This is a genomic window from Acidisoma sp. L85, assembly GCF_009765865.1.
GTDB lineage: Bacteria > Pseudomonadota > Alphaproteobacteria > Acetobacterales > Acetobacteraceae > Acidisoma.
This window is the reverse complement of record NZ_LMUQ01000076.1, coordinates 161,598-177,768: the sequence shown is the minus strand read 5'-3', so window position 1 is coordinate 177,768 and position 16,171 is coordinate 161,598. Positions and strand designations below refer to the sequence as shown.

Below are 16,171 nucleotides of genomic sequence, written 5' to 3'. Positions count from 1 at the left end.
GTAGGCCGAGGTCACCGCGTAGATCGGGCGGTTGAGGTGGAGATGCTCGCGAATACCGCGCGGCGAGAGATTGACCAGCTCGCGCAGCACGCGCTCTAGCTTCTTCTCGTCGACGTCCTTCCCGGTGCCGTGCAGATCGACATAGACCGAGAGCGGATGCGACACGCCGATGGCGTAGCTGATCTGCAGCGTGCATTTCTCGGCGAGGCCGGCGGCGACGACGTTCTTGGCGAGGTAGCGGCAGACATAGGCGGCCGAGCGATCGACCTTGGTCGGGTCCTTGCCGCTGAAGGCGCCCCCGCCATGCGGAGCCGCGCCGCCGTAGGTATCGACAATGATCTTGCGCCCGGTCAGGCCGCAATCGCCGTCCGGACCACCGACCACGAAGCTGCCGGTCGGGTTGATATAGATTTCCTTCTCGGGAGGCATCCAGCCGGCGGGCAGGCTCGTCTCGATGATGGGCAGCAGCATGCCCTTGATCTTGCTCTGGCTGACGCCCTCGTCGTGCTGGGTCGAGACGACGATGCTGGTGGCGCCCACCGGCTTGCCATCGATGTAGCGCAGCGTGACCTGGCTCTTGGCGTCGGGCTGGAGCCCGGCGACCAGAAGATCCTTGTTGCGCCGCATTTCGCTGACCCGGCGCAGGATGAGATGCGCGTAGTAGAGCGGCGCAGGCATCAGATCCTCGGTCTCGCGGCACGCATAGCCGAACATGATGCCCTGGTCGCCGGCGCCCTCATCCTTGTTGCCGGCGGCATCGACGCCCACGGCGATATCGGCGGATTGCGCATGCAGATGCACATCCACCTGAGCGTTGCGCCAGGAGAAGCCGGACTGGTCGTAGCCGATGTCATGCACCGCGAGACGCGCGAGATGGGCAAGATATTCGGGCGTGATGGTATCGGGACCGCGGGTCTCACCGGCGAGCACGATGCGGTTCGTTGTCACTAAAGTTTCGCAGGCGACGCGCGCATAGGGGTCGGCGGCCAGATAGGCGTCGAGCACGGTGTCGCTGATACGGTCAGCGACCTTGTCCGGATGGCCTTCGGACACCGACTCCGACGTGAAGAGATACTCGCCGCTGTCACGCATTGCTTACTGATTCCAGGCCACAGGGATAGTTCGCACCGGGCGGCGCGCAGTGGGTTTGGCCGAAAGCCGCCAGAGGGTCAATACTGAGACGATTAGCGAAAGCCAGAACGTCCCGCATGGAATAGAGGCCCTGCGGCCGTGGACTTTAGCGACCGAAGACACCTAGCCGTGGACTCCAACGACCCCAGGTAGCTTCGCGTGGTAGTTCAACGGGCTCCCGAGTCATCCTTACCTATGTCAATCTGCGTCTTTCTCCGCTTCCGATTCGCTCATAAGCCCATGTGTGGACTCTGCCGACCAAAGCGTGGACCTTGCCGACCGCCGTACGTCAAAGATCAATGGGTTATGTGAGTTATCCCGTGGACTATACCGGTGAATCAAATAGTAGATCTCTAATATCTTCAAATAGTTCTGCGTCGGCAAAGTCCACATCGACAAGGACGGAACGACCAAGGAAGCTCGGCATTGGATGAGGAGTAGGAAGACGCTATGGCAAAGGTTCACGACCTGCTGGAAGCACGCGGCAAAATAGAAACGCGGGCTTTAGCAGAAGGTCGTCGAGGGGCACGCATCGTAGAAGCAGCGGCCGGTTGGTCATCCGACGAAGATATCGGCATCGGGTATATGTATTCCGGTTGGTGCCAAACAGCCCTTCCTCATCGCCGACCTTCAGACGACTCCGCTATTTGGAAGCTCGAGACCGACAGCATGACGCTCTTGGTTGAGCCCGGCGTCCGAGTTGCCCAAGGAGGTAATCCAATCCATGTCGGTGTGCCGTTCGGGGCAATTGCTCGCCTGATTTTAATCTACCTGCAGTCAGAGGCCCTACGTACCGGTAGCCGGGATGTGGCACTCGGAGGTAGCCTCCGGGCATTCCTAAAGCGGTTGGGCATCTCCGTTGGCGGAAAGACAAGCAAGCTTGTCCGAGAGCAAGCCGAGCGTATCAGCCGATGCCGCTTGACGTTCCATACGGCGAGACGCGGCGGTAGCGTTCTCGTAAATCAGAACATCGTAGATGTGGCGATGTTCGTAGATGGGACCGACGAAAATGGACAGGGGAGCCTGTTTGTTGAAACGGCTCGCCTCGGCGAAACCTTCTTCGCCCAGCTCAGGCAGCATGCCGTTCCGCTGGACGAGGCGGCTATACGTCACATCCGCAACTCATCCATGGCGCTCGACGTCTACTGTTGGCTGGCTTACCGGCTGCACTCCCTGACCGAGGACAAGCACATTACTTGGGCAGCGCTGTCGGGACAGTTTGGAGCAGGCATCAAGCTTAGGAAGCACTTCAAACCAGCGTTCGCCGAAAGCTTGGCACTCGCCCAGGCGGTGTATCGTGACGCCAAAGTCGAGATCACCGACACCGGTATATTGCTGAGGCCCTCACCGCCGCCAGTCAAGAAACTGCTGAAACACGGGTAAGCCTCTTCAGGTCGGCAGAGTCCACGCTCCAACTGAGTCTGGTGGTATTGGCAACCCAAGCCATAGGAGCGCCAGCGACATATTGAGCGCAACGGGACAAATCCGGTGGGAAGAGGAACTTGTGCTGTCTCATTTCGAGCTGGCCGACATGGCCGAGGAGCGGGCCAAGATCGAGCGACTTGCCAAGGCCATGGGCCCATGGCCTGCCTGCACTGGCACGGAGCGTAGCCTCGCCCATCAATCCATCCACCACGCCGGACGGGTATCGTCGGCGGTGAAGTTAGCGTAGGGCCAGCCAGGCCGCGCCCGGGGAATGATCGTGCCTGCCGCGAGCGGATGAACGCTTGCTGGGAAAGGCTTGCCGCTCTGTTCCTCGCTTGAGAGCAAGGACCTTGCCCAAGCTAGATCCCCCTTGAGATCCACCAGCGAACGGGTGGCCTGATGCAAATCATGCGGGGAACCGGCGGAGCGCATTGGCGACGACCCTGTCCTGTTTGGCGATACGTGCCTGGACATAGTCCACCAAAACTTCGAAGGAGGAGCGAGCTGCGGTCGGCATGTTAAACGACCTGTGTCTGACCGAGGTCGTTGCAAATTCAGGAACGTCCAGGCACATCATCAAAACCCTGTGAGGACAGGGCGATCGTCTCAGGAGCTGATGAGGAGAAACAAAACGTTATTTTTTTATTCAATGACCTTGGCGGCTTGCCTATTTCGTAGTAGCCGAGCACCAGCGCAATTCCGCAACTGGATATCTCTACATACTTTCTAATTTGAGCTAAAATACTTCATCAGTAACTGTAACGCGCCGCCACCTATTGGGAATAGAATGGTCACCCCTTTTCCTAAGTCGAACCTGACGTCTCTCGCCGCCCAGATTGTGTCGGCTTACGTGTCGCGAAACACGGTATCCCCCGATGCCCTCCCAGATTTGATCAAATCGGTCCATCTGGTGATTGGCGGGCTAAGCGGCGAAGCGACCGTCCCCGCAGTGGTGGGACCCAAGCCCGCGGTGCCGATTAAGCAATCCGTATTCGCAGACTACCTTGTATGTTTGGAAGACGGGAAGAAGCTCAAGTCGCTTAAGCGGCACCTGCAATTGTCCTTCGGGTTGACGCCAGAAGAATACCGCAAGCGTTGGGGACTGCCTTCCACCTATCCAATGGTCGCGCCTAACTACGCCGCAACCCGGTCGAAACTCGCCAAAAAGGCCGGCTTGGGACGAAAATCGCCGGTTGCTTCGGAGGGCGAGGAACTGCCCCTGGCTCAGGCTGGGGACGAAGCCCTTGGCGGGCCGCCTATCCGTCGAATCCCTGAAAGTCGCAGGGGGAGAAAAAAGGCCTCCCTAAGGTGATTACCGTGGCGCGGGGCGGATCACCGCGCTTGCATCTCACTTTCCGGAGGTCGGAAGCTCTCTGCTAGAGTCGTCCGGTAAGCAGGGGTTGGGATCATGACCAGATCAAGCGTGACAGTCGTCCCTATCGGCGAGGGCCGTTTCATGGTTGTGCCGGCCGAGCCATCGGATCGGCCAGAGCAGGAACCGGAGGGTGGCGAGGAAAACGCCGGGCATACCGAGGTCGATCTGCGCGAAATCCTCGCGCAGCGTCACGGTTTATCGCCCGAGGAGATTGAGGCGCACATCGCCGCCGCGCGAAGCTAAGAGCCAGCGCGTCTCATGAATTACAGTGGATAACGAGAGTTCGTCGAGATTGCGATTGGAGCGGGCCACCGGAATCGAACCGATACCTTTGGTCGGGAAGACCACTGCATAACCATTCTGCCAAGCCCGCTCAGTCGCCTTGCTGCAGCGCCGCCTTCTTACCCGATCCGACGGCGGGGTAAAGTCGCTCTTGCGGACATTAGACGAATGGCATCCTGCGGCTGGATTGCTTATAGGGACCGCGTCGCTGCCGCGATGCAGACCGCCATCGGCGTTAGCGCCATCTTTCAGCCACCCGCTCGATTTTAATACCCGGTTATCGACCTAACGTAGCAGGCCCGCCATGTCCTTCGATGTCACGCCCGATCTCGCCGCCCGCAGCCTGGCCAAGACCGGACGCGCCGCCGGACGCATCGTTCCGGTTATCCTCTCCGGCGGCTCCGGCACTCGCCTCTGGCCGGTCTCGCGCGAAAGCTTCCCCAAGCAGTTCTGGCCGCTCGTCTCCGACCACTCCCTCATCGAGGAAACCGCCCTCCGCACGGCCGGCGGCGAATTCGCGCCGCCCCTCATCGTCTGCAACGAAGCTCACCGCTTCCTGGTCGCCGAGCAGATGCGGGACTCCAACGTCAAAGGCGCCCGCATCCTGCTCGAGCCAGTCGGCCGCAACAGCGCCCCCGCCGTCGCCGCCGCCGCGCTGCTGCTGGCGCAAGACGACCCTCAGACCGTCATCTGCATGATGGCCGCCGACCACGAGATCCCCGATACCGCGAAACTCCGCGCCACCCTGCTGACCGCCGCCAAAGTCGCCCGCGCCGGCCGCATCGTGACCTTCGGCATCCGCCCAACCGCGCCGGAGACCGGCTTCGGCTATGTCGAGATGGGCGACCCGCTGCCCGAAGCGCCCGAGGCCCATGCCCTCGCCCGCTTCATCGAAAAGCCCGACGCTGCACTCGCCGCCACGCTCATCGCGACCGGCAAGGTGCTGTGGAACTCCGGCATCTTCGTCTTCACCGTCGGCACCATAATCGAGGAGATGCAGCGCCACGCTCCTCGCGTGCTCGCCGCCGCTCGCCGCGCCGTCGAGGCCCGCACCTCCGACCTCGACTTCATCCGCCTCGGCCGCGACGAATTCGCCGCCTGCCCGAATATCAGCCTCGACTATGCCGTCGCCGAGCACACTGACCGCGCCGCCGTCATCGCCGCTGACTTCGCCTGGTCGGATGTCGGAAGCTGGGGCGCGCTCTGGGATCTCGGCGAGAAGGACGCTGCGAACAACGTCGCGGTCGGCGATGTGCTGCTGGAGGACGCCAAGCGCTGCTACGTCCGCAGCGACGGCATGCTGACGGCGGTGCTGGGGCTGGAGGATGCGGTCATCGTGGTAACCGAGGATGCCGTGCTCGCCATGCATCGAGACCGCACCCAGGACGTCAAGAAAATCGTCGAGCGCCTCAAGGCCCAGGGCCGGGCCGAGGCGATCATGCACAACATCAGCTATCGCCCCTGGGGCCATTACGAGGTGCTGACCGAGGGCGACCGCTTTCAGGTCAAGCGCATCGTCTGCAAGCCCGGCGAGCGGCTCTCCCTGCAAAAGCATTTCCACCGCGCCGAGCATTGGGTCGTCGTCGCCGGCAGCGCCATTGTGACCTGCAACGACGAGGAGGTCCTGGTGCGCGAAAACGAAAGCATCTACCTGCCGCTTGGCTGCGTCCACCGCCTCTACAACCCCGGCAAGATCCCCCTCACGCTGATCGAGGTCCAATCCGGCGCCTATCTCGGCGAGGACGACATCGTCCGGCTGGAGGACACTTACGGCCGAAACTGAGGCGAAGGCGGCGGCGCTAGCATTGTCCGTCGCCTAACCTTCCGCTCGGTAGAAAATCAGCGCGAGCACGCTCAGGACGATCGCGTATTTGCAGCGGAATAGACCTTGCGGTTCCATTTCTTCAGCCGCTGGTCGACCAGCCTGATCTTATAGACGCTGCCGACGCCTTGTGGCGAAGCCAACCTTGTCGCCCTCGATATTCTGCGTCGCGGTCGCCTTCGCGAGATGACGAGATGATGGGTTTGCGCATTTTCATTCTCCGAAGACCGGGCTGATTTCTCCTTGGTGTAGACGGGTTGCGTCGCATCGTGCGGCGGCAGGCTTAGGCCGGTCAGCGAGGTCCAAATTACGGGGATACGTCTCCTCGCTTTGATCGTGCCAATGCGGAACACCGCTATGTTGAAACGTCAAAAGTCCGAAAAGATCGGCAAAAATTCTCTGCAGGAACGGCATGGTTTCGTCCTCCTTGCCAAGACAGAACGCCCCCTCGCGCGACCGCTCAAACGAGCTTATGGTCGATTTCGGATAACTTGAGGTTATGCGATGCGGCGCGGACGTCTTCCGCTGACAGCCCTCCGTAGTTTTGAGAGCGCCGGGCGGCTGCTTAGCTTCACCCAGGCGGCGGAGGAACTCTTCGTCACCCAGGCTGCCATCAGCCGGCAGATCCGCGAGCTGGAGCGTAGCCTTGGCCTTGCTTTATTCGAGCGGCATCATCGCAGCGTCAGCCTGACCGAAAACGGGGCGCGCCTGCTCGTCCGCCTTACACAGAGTTTCGACGAGATCGACAGCGCTCTGCGGCAGATGATCCCGAGCTCGGCCGCGGCCTCGTTGGTGGTCAGCGCGGAACCCGGTTTCGCGGCGTGCTGGCTGGTGCCGCGTCTCGATCGATTTCGTGCCCTGTGGCCCGAAATCGATGTCGAGATCCTCTCCGATTCGCGGATCATCGAGTTTCGCACGTCGCGCGCCGAACTCGCGATCCGCCATGGTGCGTCGGCAACGGGCTGGCCGCGCGTCGAGGCGCAGCGCTTGGCGCGAAGCTTGGCCACGCCCGTGCTGTCGCCCGCACTGCTGGCACAGGGGCCGCCCTTGCGCCATCCCGAGGACCTCGCGGGCCACACGCTGCTGCATGAGGATGGGCGGTTCTATTGGGCGGTCTGGATGGAGCAGGCCGGCATCGCATCGGCGCAAACTGCCCGAGGACCCTTATTCAATGACGGCGCCCTGGTCATTCCCGCGGCTCTGCGCGGTCACGGTGTGGCATTGGGCGATCTTGTCTTGGTCAAGGATGATATCGAGGGGGGCCGTCTTGTCGCGCCCTTCGATCTGACGGTTTCTCTCGGCAGCTACTGGCTGGTCGCACCACGTTTCGGTAGGCTCAGCCCGGCTGCGCGCGTCTTCGCAGACTGGCTGCATGATGCGATTTCATGAAGCTGCTGGCCACAGGCTGCTCGCGCATTCAATCCGCTTAGCTCCATTTTAGACGTGCCTCATCCCCGGCGAGATCAGCGTCAACATGATGTGTTTCCGTGGCAGCGGGCTCGCCGAGCGCGGGGTGTCTGGAGCCGAGATCGAGATCCGCAAACATGCCCATTGTACCTTCGACTTTATCAAGTAGTATTATGTCGGCGGTTGCGAGGATTCTATCTCCCTCGAGTTGGCACCAAAATTCGGCATTTGCGAGACGCGGCGTGTTGTGGGCGATGCAATGTGCCAGCCTACGCCGTGACCGGTGAAGCGGCCGCGGTGTCGCCCCGCGCCACGGCGGCGGCACTATGCCATCCGCCGTGAAGGTGATGGAGATCCAGAACCGGCTGTGCGCATTCGGCGTCACGCTCGGCTCTCCGATGGCTGAGGCCTGGCTGTCGCAGGCTTTTCACAACGCCCCGGGCTTTTCTCGAACCGTTTCCGAGAGCAACATCGGTTCAGAGGGAATCACCCGCACCGCTAGAGCGGCTCGCCAAAGAAAGAGCAGCGCAGCTGGAAGGCTGTGCGGCCACGATGCGGACGTGCCTAGGATAGAAGCGAAAAAGGGAGAAAGTGATGAAACTGTATAAAAGCCTGGTCTCTGCCGCGGCTCTGATGCTTGTCACCATGGGCGGCTCGGCGCTCGCCGACAACTATAGCTGGCCCGATAATATTCCGCCTGCGGCGAAGGAGCTCATGACGCCGCTGCCGCTGACGCCCACGGGACAGATCGTGCCGGGCTATCCAAATGGCGCGCCCGCCGCTTCGCCGGATGTGCTGACCTTCACACCTGATCAAATCGACAAGCTCAAAGCCGGCCACTTCACCGCCGGCATTGTGATGCACACCATGGCGGCAGGCTGGCCGCTCCTGCAGGTGCAGGGCATCACCCAGACGCTGAAGGGCTTCGGCATCAAGGTCGTGGCTGTGACCGATGCGAAATTCAATCCGGGCACGCAGATCAGCGACCTCGAAGAGATGATCGCGCGCAAGCCGAGCGTCATTTTCTCCATCCCGATTGACCCCAAGAGCGAATCCGCCGCCTACAAGCAGGCCTCGGCGGCCGGCATCAAGCTGGTCTTCCTGGACAATGTCCCGGTCAATATGGCGCCGGGCAAGGACTACGTCTCGGTCACTGCCTCCGACAATGAGAAGAACGCCTACTACGCCGCGAAAGAGCTGGCGGAATCCATGGGCGGCAAGGGCGAGGTCGGCATCGTCACGCTGGTCTACGACTACTACTACTCGGTTGCCGTGCGGAAAGTCGGCGCGCTCAGGGCGTTCAAGGAATATCCGGGCATCAAGCTCGATGGTATTGGCACCATTGCCTCGCCCGATGCGGCCTATAGCGTCGCGACTTCGATGTTGACGGCGCATCCCAAGATCCAGGGCATTTTCGCCGCCTGGGATACCCCAGCCGAGCAGGTCGTTGCCGCCGCCAAGACATTGGGCCGCAAGATCAATGTCACCACCAATGACATCGCGCCCGACAGCGCCTTGTTTGTCGCGCGCGGCGAGTTCTACGCGGTCGGATCTCAGCGTCCCTTCGACCAGGGCGTTGCCGAGGCGAAATCGGCGGCGACCGCACTGCTGGATGAGAAAGTGCCGCCCTATATCGAGGTACCGACGCTGCGTGTGAAGAAGCTGAACTTGCTGAGCGCGTTGCAGTCGGTGACGCATCAGCCCCCGCCGCAAAACGTCATCGCCGCCTGCGCGGGGCAGTGTTTCTAAGAAAATGCACCGTGAGATCATCAGAGGCTGCGCGCAGTCTTGCTTTCTCTGATGATCAAGCCTGCGCCAGCCCTTACCTCCATCCGGCCACCCAAGACAGTATGCTGATGGGTGCTTGGGTGAGGGCTGGTGCCGACTTGAATCGCAAGGACTCATTATGTCGCTGATCGAGATGCGGGGCATCAGCAAGAGCTTCGGGCAGAACCGCGTGCTTTCCGATGTTGATTTCACCCTCGAACCCGGCGAGGTGCATGCCCTGCTCGGTGAGAATGGCGCCGGCAAGTCGACGCTGATGAAGATCCTCATGGGGGTCTATCAGCCGGATGCCGGCACCATCACCCTCGACGGCGAGGAAATCATCGGCCGCTCGGTTGGCGAGCATCTGAACCAGGGGATCGCGATGATCTTCCAGGAACTCAGCCTGGTGCCGAATGGCACGGTCGCCGACAATATCTTCCTCGGCCGCGAGCCGCATGGGCTCGGCTGGCGGGTGGACCGCCGAGCGATGCGGCGGGAAGCCGCGCGGCTCATCGAACTCTATGGCTTCGCGCTGAGCCTCAAGACGGAGATCGGCCGGCTGCCCTTCGCGCAGCGGCAGATGGTCGAGATCCTCAAGGCGGTCGCGCGCGGCGCGCGGGTGCTGATCATGGACGAGCCGACCTCCTCGCTCACCATGCATGAGGAAGCCGCCCTCATGGGCATCATCGCCGAGCTGAAATCGAGCGGCATCGGCATCGTCTATATCAGCCATCGCATGGCCGAGATCTTCGCGGTGAGCGACCGCATCAGCCTGGTCAAGGACGGCCAGCTGATCGGCCCGATGCGCCCGGCGGAGACCTCTGTCGCCCATATCTCGGGCCTCATGTCGCGCGGCGTCGCGACCGTTGAACTCGCCCGCGGCAATGCGGCGCGGCCCGGCACGCCGGCCCTCGAGGTGCGCGGCCTGAGCACCGCGGGCAAGCTGCGCGACATCGGCTTTTCGGTCGCGGCGGGCGAGGTGGTGGGTCTCGCCGGGCTGGTCGGCAGCGGCCGCTCGACCCTCGCCAAGGCCCTATTCGGCCTGCTGCCGGACCGTGCCGGCGAGGTGCTGGTCGATGGCCGCGCCGTCCCGCCGGGCGATCCGGCCGATGCCGCCAAGGCCGGGCTCGCCCTGGTGCCGGAGGATCGGCGGCGGGAGGGTTTGGTGCTCGACCAGGGTCTCGCCGCCAATATCTCGCTGCCCAATCTCGACCGCCTGCGTCTGGGCGGCGGCTGGCCGATCTTCTCCCGCTCAGCGGCCGATGCGCTTTTCGGGAAATTCCGCACCGCACTCGCCATCAATGCGCGCGGCCCGCGCCAAGCCGCCGCCGAACTCAGCGGCGGCAACCAGCAGAAGGTGGTCTTCGCAAAATGGCTCGCGACCTCGCCGCGCGTGCTCATCCTCGACGAGCCGACCTCCGGTGTCGACGTGAATGCCAAGGCCGAGATGCGCGCCTTAATGCGCCGCACGGCGGCCGAGGGCGTCGGCGTGTTGCTGATCTCCTCCGAGCTTGAGGAGCTGGCGACGACCGCCGACCGCGTGCTGCTCATGATCGATGGCCGGATCACCCGCGAAGCCGAGCCCGGCCTGCATGAGGCGGGTCTGCGGGCCATGCTGCAAGACGAAGTCGCATCCTCCAAACGTCCGGTGATCGCGTGAATACACAGAACTCGCTCGCGCTGCGCCTACTGCGCGACCACGTCACCTATGTCATCTTCCTCGCGGTCACGATCTTCTTTGCAGTCGTCGCACCCAACTTCGCCTCCTTCGCGACGGCGGGCGCGATCCTGCGCATTACCGCGATCGTCTCGGTCATCGCGATCGGCATGACCTTCGTCATCATCTCCGGTGAGATCGATCTTTCGGTCGGATCGGTCGCGAGCTTCTCCGGCATGATCCTGGCCTTGCTACTGGATGCCGGCCTGCCGTCCTGGCTAGGCGCCATCCTGACGCTGGCGATGGGGGCGGCCATCGGCGCCGTGAACGGGCTGCTGGTGACGCGGCTGAAAATCCCGTCCTTCCTGGTGACGCTCGGCATGCTGAGCGTCTTCTCTGGTGCGGCGCTGACCGTGACCAATACGATGCCGGTGCCGATCGTCGAGAACGGCATCAACAACGTGCTGTGGAACGGCAGCCTGTTCACTATCGCTGCGCCGGTGTGGTGGACGCTGCTGGTCGTGCTGCTGGGCTATTACCTGCTCCATGTCTCGCTGTTTGGCCGGCGCGTGCTGGCGGTCGGCGGTAATGCCGTGGCGGCGAGTTTCTCCGGCATCAATGTCAATCGCACCAAGATCTGGGCCTTCGTGCTGAGCGGCAGTGCCGCGGCGCTGGCCGGGATGATGCTCGCGGCGCGCAGCACAGCCGGCAATCCGAGCCTGGGAGCGGGGCTGGAGCTAGATGTGATCGCCGCAGTGATCATCGGCGGCACCAGCCTATTCGGCGGCTATGGCACCATTCTAGGCTCGGTAATCGGTGCCATCTTCATCGGCATCATCGGCTTCGGCCTGCTCGTGATGGGCTTCTCCACCAGCGTGCAGGAGATCATCAAGGGCGCGATCATTATCCTGGCGGTGTCGGTGAACCGGCGTTGATGAGGTAGGCTTTGCCAAAGAGGGCCGGTGCAGCAGGCCACCAAACCTATCCCTACCGCCGGATATGCGCGGCGGTCGCGCTGCGTCTTTGTTCCCAGCCGGCACGTTCCAGTTCCGGCGTTTCGTTTTCGTCTTGCGGATAGCCCAGGCAGAAATAGCCGATGAAGGTCCAGTCCGCGGGCACCTCCAGCACCGTGCTAAGGCTCACCGGATCCAGGATCGACACCCAGCCGAGGCCGAGGCCGAGAGCGCGCGCCGCGAGCCACAGCGTGTGCACCGCCATCACCGCCGAATAGGCGGTGACCTCCGGCATGGTGCCGCGCCCCAGCCCATGACCTTGCGCGGGATCGGCATCGGCGAAGACGGCGATATGGCAGGGCGCCTCATCGAGACCGGCAAGCTTCAGCCGGGCATAGGAGGCGGCGCGTTCAGGCGCCTGGCTCGCCAGGCACTGCGCGTTGCAGTTTTCGAAGTTGACCCGCACGGCGGCGCGCCTTGCCGTCGAATCGACGGTGACGAACCGCCAGGGCTGGCTCAGGCCGACCGATGGCGCGAGGCAGGCGACCTCCAGCAACCCATCGAGGACCTCAGGCGCTACCGGCGTCGCGCGAAAGCGGCGCACGTCGCGCCGCCAGCGGAACAGCTCAAGCAGACGCAGGCGAAAGGCATTGTCGAAGACCGGAACGCCATCCGGCCCATCTGTGCCAGTGCCGGCTTCGCTCAAGACGCACAGGGCGTGTAGGGACGGCTCGCATCCGCGCCGCGGGTGACCGTCGTGATGCCGATCACATAGCGACCATCGGCGGTGCTGAGATCCTTCTCGGCGGCGCAGGCATACCCCGGCAGCAAGTCAGCGGGGAAATCGCTCGCGAAGGAGGGATAACCTTTCTTCAGCACCACGACATGATCGAAGCCGATATCCGCCGGCCGGCTGAGCGGATTCCAGGTGAAGTCTTGCGGCAGCGTCGCTGCACGCTGCCCGAGATAGGGGTAATAGAGGGACGGATCGACCAGCACCGCCTTGGCATCCTCATGCGCGAGCAGGTCATGCGTTGTCTCCGTCATGGCGCGCAGATCCGTATCGACCCGCGCGAGAACCCGCGGCTGGACGTGAAAGCCATAGACGCCATGCGCCCGAAGGCCAATGCCCCAGGTCGCGAGCCCGGCAAGCACCGCGACGGCGGCGAGTGGAATCGCCAAAACACCAAACCGGGCCACGCTTTCCGCGCGCAGGCTGCCCAGCAGCGCGCAGAGGATCAGCAGCAGACCGAGCAACAGGAGCGGAAAATACCACATCTCCTTGCCGGTCAGATGCGCGAAGACGGCGGCGATGCTGAAGATCAGCGCGAAACGCCACGCCAGCATGGGCGATAGTTTCGCCTCCACCCAGCCGCTACGCCAGCAGCTCACGAAAGCCCAGCAGGCCGCGACGAAAGTCACCACGGCGGAGAGCTTAACCGCGGCACCGGCATGGCGCCCGGCTTTGCGCGACAGCTGGAAAGCCCAATGCGCACGATAGACCGCAAAATCGCCCGCGAGGCGCTCGGCTTCTACCGCCACCACGGCGATGGCGATCACCAGGACGAGCCATTCCCACCACCGCACGCGCAGTGTGTTCCAGCGCGACGGGCGCAGCATTGGCAGCGCGCAGAAAGCCACGGCGCAGGCCGGCAAGGCCAGCAGCGGATGCACCATGACGGAGAGGGCGGCGAAAGCGAATCCCGCCAGCAGCCGGCCGCGCAGCAGGCAATCGAGCGCCGCCAGGGTGGTCAGCAGCGCCAGCGCATCGGGCCGCGCGATATCCGCGCCGAAGACGACCGGAAGGCTGAGATACCAGACGAGAACGAGCGCGGTGCCGAGCACCGGCCGCCGCTCATCCAATTCGCCGAGAACGACCGCCACGACATGGCGCAGGATCAGCGCCGCCCCGGTGACGCAGAGGAAGGAGACCAGCCGGGCGAGGCGGAGGCCGGCATGGTCTGCGAGGAAGAAGACGATGCCGTTGAGGATATAATAGCCGCTCGGCATCCAGTAGATCTGCGGCGTCAGCATCCGCGCGCCCGAGAAGCCGTTGCCATGGGCGAAGCTGACCGCCGGAATCAGGAAATGGATCTCATCTTCCCAAGGCGGCGGCAGCGCGAGCGGCCACACCGCATGTGCGAAGACAAAGCTCAAAATCGCCGCCGCACTCAGCAGGAGAAGGAAAGACCCCCATCGGGACAGCGGTGACAGCATGGAAATTTTATCCTTAAAATCTTAGTTCAAGTCTGCACCGGGGGCTGGCGCAGGATTGTAGCGCGAGCTGCCGATCAAGACTCCTGATGCCAGCTTGAACCAAGCACTCACAACTTCATGCGTTTAAATATTCTCTCAGGCACCAGGCCGATCACCGTCATGATCGGCCACCAGATCGGCCTGACATAGATCACGTCTCGGCCTTTCGCGGTCGCCAGGCGGATCGCGCGGGCGACTTCCGCCGGCTCGGCGGTCAGCCGGGCAGGGAGTTTCATGCCCTCCGTCATGCGCGTATTGACGAAGCCGGGCTTCACGGTGATCACCCGCACGCCCTTGGCCGCCAAGCGGTTGCGCAACCCCGACAGGAAGGCAGTGAAGCCCGCCTTGGCCGAGCCGTAGATGTAATTGCTCGCCCGCCCGCGATCCCCGGCGACCGAGCTGATGCCGATGATGGTGCCGCGCCCCAGGCGCTCCAGCCGATTGGCGACCTCGCCCAGGAACAGCGCCGGGGCGACGTAATTGGTGTTCATCACGCGCTCTGCCTCCGCGTGATCCGCCGCCGAACGCGGCTGCTCGCCAAGCAGGCCGGCGACCATGATGACGGTCTCCGCTTCGGGGAAGCGATCGAGCAGCGGCGCGTGTGCGGCCAGGTCGAGCAGGTCGAAACCGACGATATCCACCGTGACGCCGTAGCGCAGGCGGAGATCCTCGGCATCGCGCTCGAGCGCTTCGGCCCGCCGCGCCGTCAGGACCAGCGAATGACGCGCCTCGGCATAGGCCCGCGCCAGGGCCCGCGCGATATCGGAGGTCGCGCCCAGGATCATAACGGCGTCCCCGGGGGAGCCAGGGCGGGAGCCGGGCGTATCGTTCACAGATCAAGCCTTTGCGACTGGATGGAGGCGAATTTGCCCGCGGGATCCATGGCCGCGCGGATTCGGCGGAACTGCGCGAGCCGCGGATAGCCGGTCCGCATCATCGCCGCCCCGGAGCGGGCATCCTTGGCGAGATAGAGCCGGCCGCCGAAATCCGTGACGATGGCGTCCAATTCGATGAGCAGGTTGAAAACCGGAATACTCGCCGGGAAGTCGAGGGCGAGGGTATAGCCCTCGGTCGGGAAGGACAACAGCCCGTCGCCCTCCGCGCCAAACAGCTTGAGCACGGCGAGGAAGGAGCCGCAGCCCGCCTGCGCAATGCGGCGCAGCAGCACCGCCATCCCTTCCGGGCAGGCGGCCAACGGGATGACGCATTGATACTGCACGAAGCCCTGCCGCCCATAGATGCGGTTCCAGTCGAGCAGCGCGTCCAGCGGATAGAAGTAGCGGTCGTAATCGATCAGCGCCGTGCCGGGCTTGCCGCGCCGGTAATAGAGCTCGTTAAAGACTCGCACGCTGTAGCGGCCGAGGGCGAGGCGCGGCAGATCCACCGGCACGCTGCGCGACTTGCGGGACGGCACAACCAGCGTCTCCGCCACCTGCGCGCGCGGCGCATGCTCGCCGAGATAGACCAGCGAGCGGCCGGTCGGTGCCAGGCAATCGATCCAGGCGACGGAATAGGTCCAGGCGGCGGTGTCTTCCAGTAGTGCCATGGCCTCAGTGAGATCAGCGGCGCGCCGGGTCTCCTGCCGAATCATCGGGGTTTCGATAGCGATCAGCCGGAAGGTCGCATCCAGGATGACGCCAAGCAGGCCCATGCCGCCGCGGCAGGCGGCGAAGAGCTCGGCATTCTCGTCACGCGCACAGCGCAGGATTTCGCCGCCGGCGGTGAGCAGGCTGAGGCTTTCGACATGGGCGCCGAAGGTACCGGCGACATGGTGGTTCTTGCCATGCACATCGGCCGCGATCATGCCGCCGATGGTGACGAATTTGGTGCCCGGCGTGACCGGCGGGAAGAAGCCACGCGGCACCGCGAAGGCGAGCAGATCGGCGAGCAGCAGCCCGGCCTCGCAGGTGATCCGACCGCTCTCCGGATCGAAGGCGAGGATGCGGCCGCTCGGCAGCGTCGAGAGCGTGCAGGCCGGGTTGAGCGCCGCATCGCCGTAGGAGCGGCCATTGCCGCGCGCGATAAGGCTTGCCTCGGTCGCGACCGCAGCGCGCGCATCATCAGGTTCTCGCATGCCACGCAGCCGGCACTCGACC

15 protein-coding genes and 1 tRNA gene are annotated in these 16,171 nt (G+C 63.6%); 10 read left to right on the top strand and 6 right to left on the bottom strand.

Annotated elements, in window-relative coordinates; genetic code table 11:
- The coding region (gene metK, locus GSQ83_RS26620; protein ID WP_158806087.1) for a methionine adenosyltransferase at positions 1 to 1,092 on the bottom strand (1,092 nt) is incomplete at its 3' end.
- A gap of 489 nt (positions 1,093 to 1,581) precedes the next feature.
- On the opposite strand from metK, the gene GSQ83_RS26615 reads away from it, so the two are divergent.
- The 4 genes from GSQ83_RS26615 to GSQ83_RS26600 all read left to right on the top strand — a co-directional run bounded on the left by GSQ83_RS26615 (position 1,582) and on the right by GSQ83_RS26600 (position 4,174).
- On the top strand, positions 1,582 to 2,514 hold the full coding sequence (locus tag GSQ83_RS26615) for a replication protein RepA (protein WP_158805884.1): 933 nt from the start codon (positions 1,582 to 1,584) through the stop codon (positions 2,512 to 2,514).
- Between the two features lie 82 nt (positions 2,515 to 2,596).
- Complete coding sequence (locus tag GSQ83_RS26610; protein WP_158805883.1) at positions 2,597 to 2,803, top strand: hypothetical protein; 207 nt, start codon at positions 2,597 to 2,599, stop codon at positions 2,801 to 2,803.
- 540 nt (positions 2,804 to 3,343) lie between these two features.
- Positions 3,344 to 3,868, top strand: coding sequence for a MucR family transcriptional regulator (locus GSQ83_RS26605; RefSeq protein ID WP_158805882.1), 525 nt, complete (start codon positions 3,344 to 3,346; stop codon positions 3,866 to 3,868).
- Between the two features lie 96 nt (positions 3,869 to 3,964).
- Positions 3,965 to 4,174 (top strand): hypothetical protein, encoded by a 210-nt coding sequence (locus GSQ83_RS26600; RefSeq protein WP_158805881.1) that lies wholly within the window; start codon positions 3,965 to 3,967, stop codon positions 4,172 to 4,174.
- A gap of 56 nt (positions 4,175 to 4,230) precedes the next feature.
- On the opposite strand, the gene GSQ83_RS26595 is transcribed toward GSQ83_RS26600, so the two are convergent.
- Positions 4,231 to 4,304 (bottom strand) — tRNA-Gly (locus GSQ83_RS26595).
- A 213-nt stretch (positions 4,305 to 4,517) separates the two neighbouring features.
- Here GSQ83_RS26595 and GSQ83_RS26590 point away from each other — a divergent pair.
- From GSQ83_RS26590 to GSQ83_RS26565, 6 genes are all read left to right on the top strand, one after another.
- Complete coding sequence (locus tag GSQ83_RS26590; protein WP_158805880.1) at positions 4,518 to 5,996, top strand: mannose-1-phosphate guanylyltransferase/mannose-6-phosphate isomerase; 1,479 nt, start codon at positions 4,518 to 4,520, stop codon at positions 5,994 to 5,996.
- 543 nt (positions 5,997 to 6,539) lie between these two features.
- Positions 6,540 to 7,424 carry a LysR substrate-binding domain-containing protein gene (locus tag GSQ83_RS26585; protein ID WP_158805879.1) on the top strand — a complete coding sequence of 295 codons (885 nt, stop codon included), beginning with the start codon at positions 6,540 to 6,542 and terminating at the stop codon, positions 7,422 to 7,424.
- 344 nt (positions 7,425 to 7,768) lie between these two features.
- Positions 7,769 to 8,050 (top strand): hypothetical protein, encoded by a 282-nt coding sequence (locus GSQ83_RS26580; RefSeq protein WP_158805878.1) that lies wholly within the window; start codon positions 7,769 to 7,771, stop codon positions 8,048 to 8,050.
- Positions 8,037 to 9,191 carry a substrate-binding domain-containing protein gene (locus GSQ83_RS26575; RefSeq protein WP_158805877.1) on the top strand — a complete coding sequence of 385 codons (1,155 nt, stop codon included), beginning with the start codon at positions 8,037 to 8,039 and terminating at the stop codon, positions 9,189 to 9,191. The genes GSQ83_RS26580 and GSQ83_RS26575 overlap by 14 nt, the downstream gene beginning before the upstream one ends.
- Before the next feature lie 157 nt (positions 9,192 to 9,348).
- Positions 9,349 to 10,869, top strand: coding sequence for a sugar ABC transporter ATP-binding protein (locus tag GSQ83_RS26570; RefSeq protein WP_158805876.1), 1,521 nt, complete (start codon positions 9,349 to 9,351; stop codon positions 10,867 to 10,869).
- Positions 10,866 to 11,801, top strand: a complete 936-nt coding sequence (locus GSQ83_RS26565) for an ABC transporter permease (protein WP_158805875.1) — start codon at positions 10,866 to 10,868, stop codon at positions 11,799 to 11,801. The genes GSQ83_RS26570 and GSQ83_RS26565 overlap by 4 nt, the downstream gene beginning before the upstream one ends.
- 52 nt (positions 11,802 to 11,853) lie before the next feature.
- Here GSQ83_RS26565 and bluB read toward each other — a convergent pair whose 3' ends face one another.
- The 4 genes from bluB to GSQ83_RS26545 all read right to left on the bottom strand — a co-directional run bounded on the left by bluB (position 11,854) and on the right by GSQ83_RS26545 (position 16,149).
- Positions 11,854 to 12,525, bottom strand: coding sequence for a 5,6-dimethylbenzimidazole synthase (gene bluB, locus GSQ83_RS26560; RefSeq protein ID WP_158805874.1), 672 nt, complete (start codon positions 12,523 to 12,525; stop codon positions 11,854 to 11,856).
- Entirely contained in the window at positions 12,522 to 14,036 is a 1,515-nt protein-coding gene (locus tag GSQ83_RS26555) for a hypothetical protein (protein WP_158805873.1), read from the bottom strand. Before GSQ83_RS26555 ends, bluB begins: the two co-directional genes overlap by 4 nt.
- Positions 14,037 to 14,143: 107 nt before the next feature.
- The gene (locus tag GSQ83_RS26550; RefSeq protein WP_216850599.1) at positions 14,144 to 14,908 is read right to left on the bottom strand and encodes an SDR family oxidoreductase; all 765 of its coding nucleotides are present in this window, start codon (positions 14,906 to 14,908) and stop codon (positions 14,144 to 14,146) included.
- Positions 14,905 to 16,149: an FAD-binding oxidoreductase gene (locus GSQ83_RS26545; protein ID WP_216850598.1), complete on the bottom strand. Its 1,245-nt coding sequence runs from the start codon at positions 16,147 to 16,149 to the stop codon at positions 14,905 to 14,907. Before GSQ83_RS26545 ends, GSQ83_RS26550 begins: the two co-directional genes overlap by 4 nt.
- Between the last annotated feature and the right edge of the window lie 22 nt (positions 16,150 to 16,171).

Coding starts and splice junctions, on each gene's coding strand:
- GSQ83_RS26615 (WP_158805884.1), top strand. CDS start 1,582: ATGGCAAAGGTTCACGACCTGCTGGAAGCACGCGGCAAAATAGAAACG.
- GSQ83_RS26605 (WP_158805882.1), top strand. CDS start 3,344: ATGGTCACCCCTTTTCCTAAGTCGAACCTGACGTCTCTCGCCGCCCAG.
- GSQ83_RS26600 (WP_158805881.1), top strand. CDS start 3,965: ATGACCAGATCAAGCGTGACAGTCGTCCCTATCGGCGAGGGCCGTTTC.
- GSQ83_RS26590 (WP_158805880.1), top strand. CDS start 4,518: ATGTCCTTCGATGTCACGCCCGATCTCGCCGCCCGCAGCCTGGCCAAG.
- GSQ83_RS26585 (WP_158805879.1), top strand. CDS start 6,540: ATGCGGCGCGGACGTCTTCCGCTGACAGCCCTCCGTAGTTTTGAGAGC.
- GSQ83_RS26580 (WP_158805878.1), top strand. CDS start 7,769: ATGCCATCCGCCGTGAAGGTGATGGAGATCCAGAACCGGCTGTGCGCA.
- GSQ83_RS26575 (WP_158805877.1), top strand. CDS start 8,037: ATGAAACTGTATAAAAGCCTGGTCTCTGCCGCGGCTCTGATGCTTGTC.
- GSQ83_RS26570 (WP_158805876.1), top strand. CDS start 9,349: ATGTCGCTGATCGAGATGCGGGGCATCAGCAAGAGCTTCGGGCAGAAC.
- GSQ83_RS26555 (WP_158805873.1), bottom strand. CDS start 14,036: ATGCTGTCACCGCTGTCCCGATGGGGGTCTTTCCTTCTCCTGCTGAGT.
- GSQ83_RS26545 (WP_216850598.1), bottom strand. CDS start 16,149: ATGCGAGAACCTGATGATGCGCGCGCTGCGGTCGCGACCGAGGCAAGC.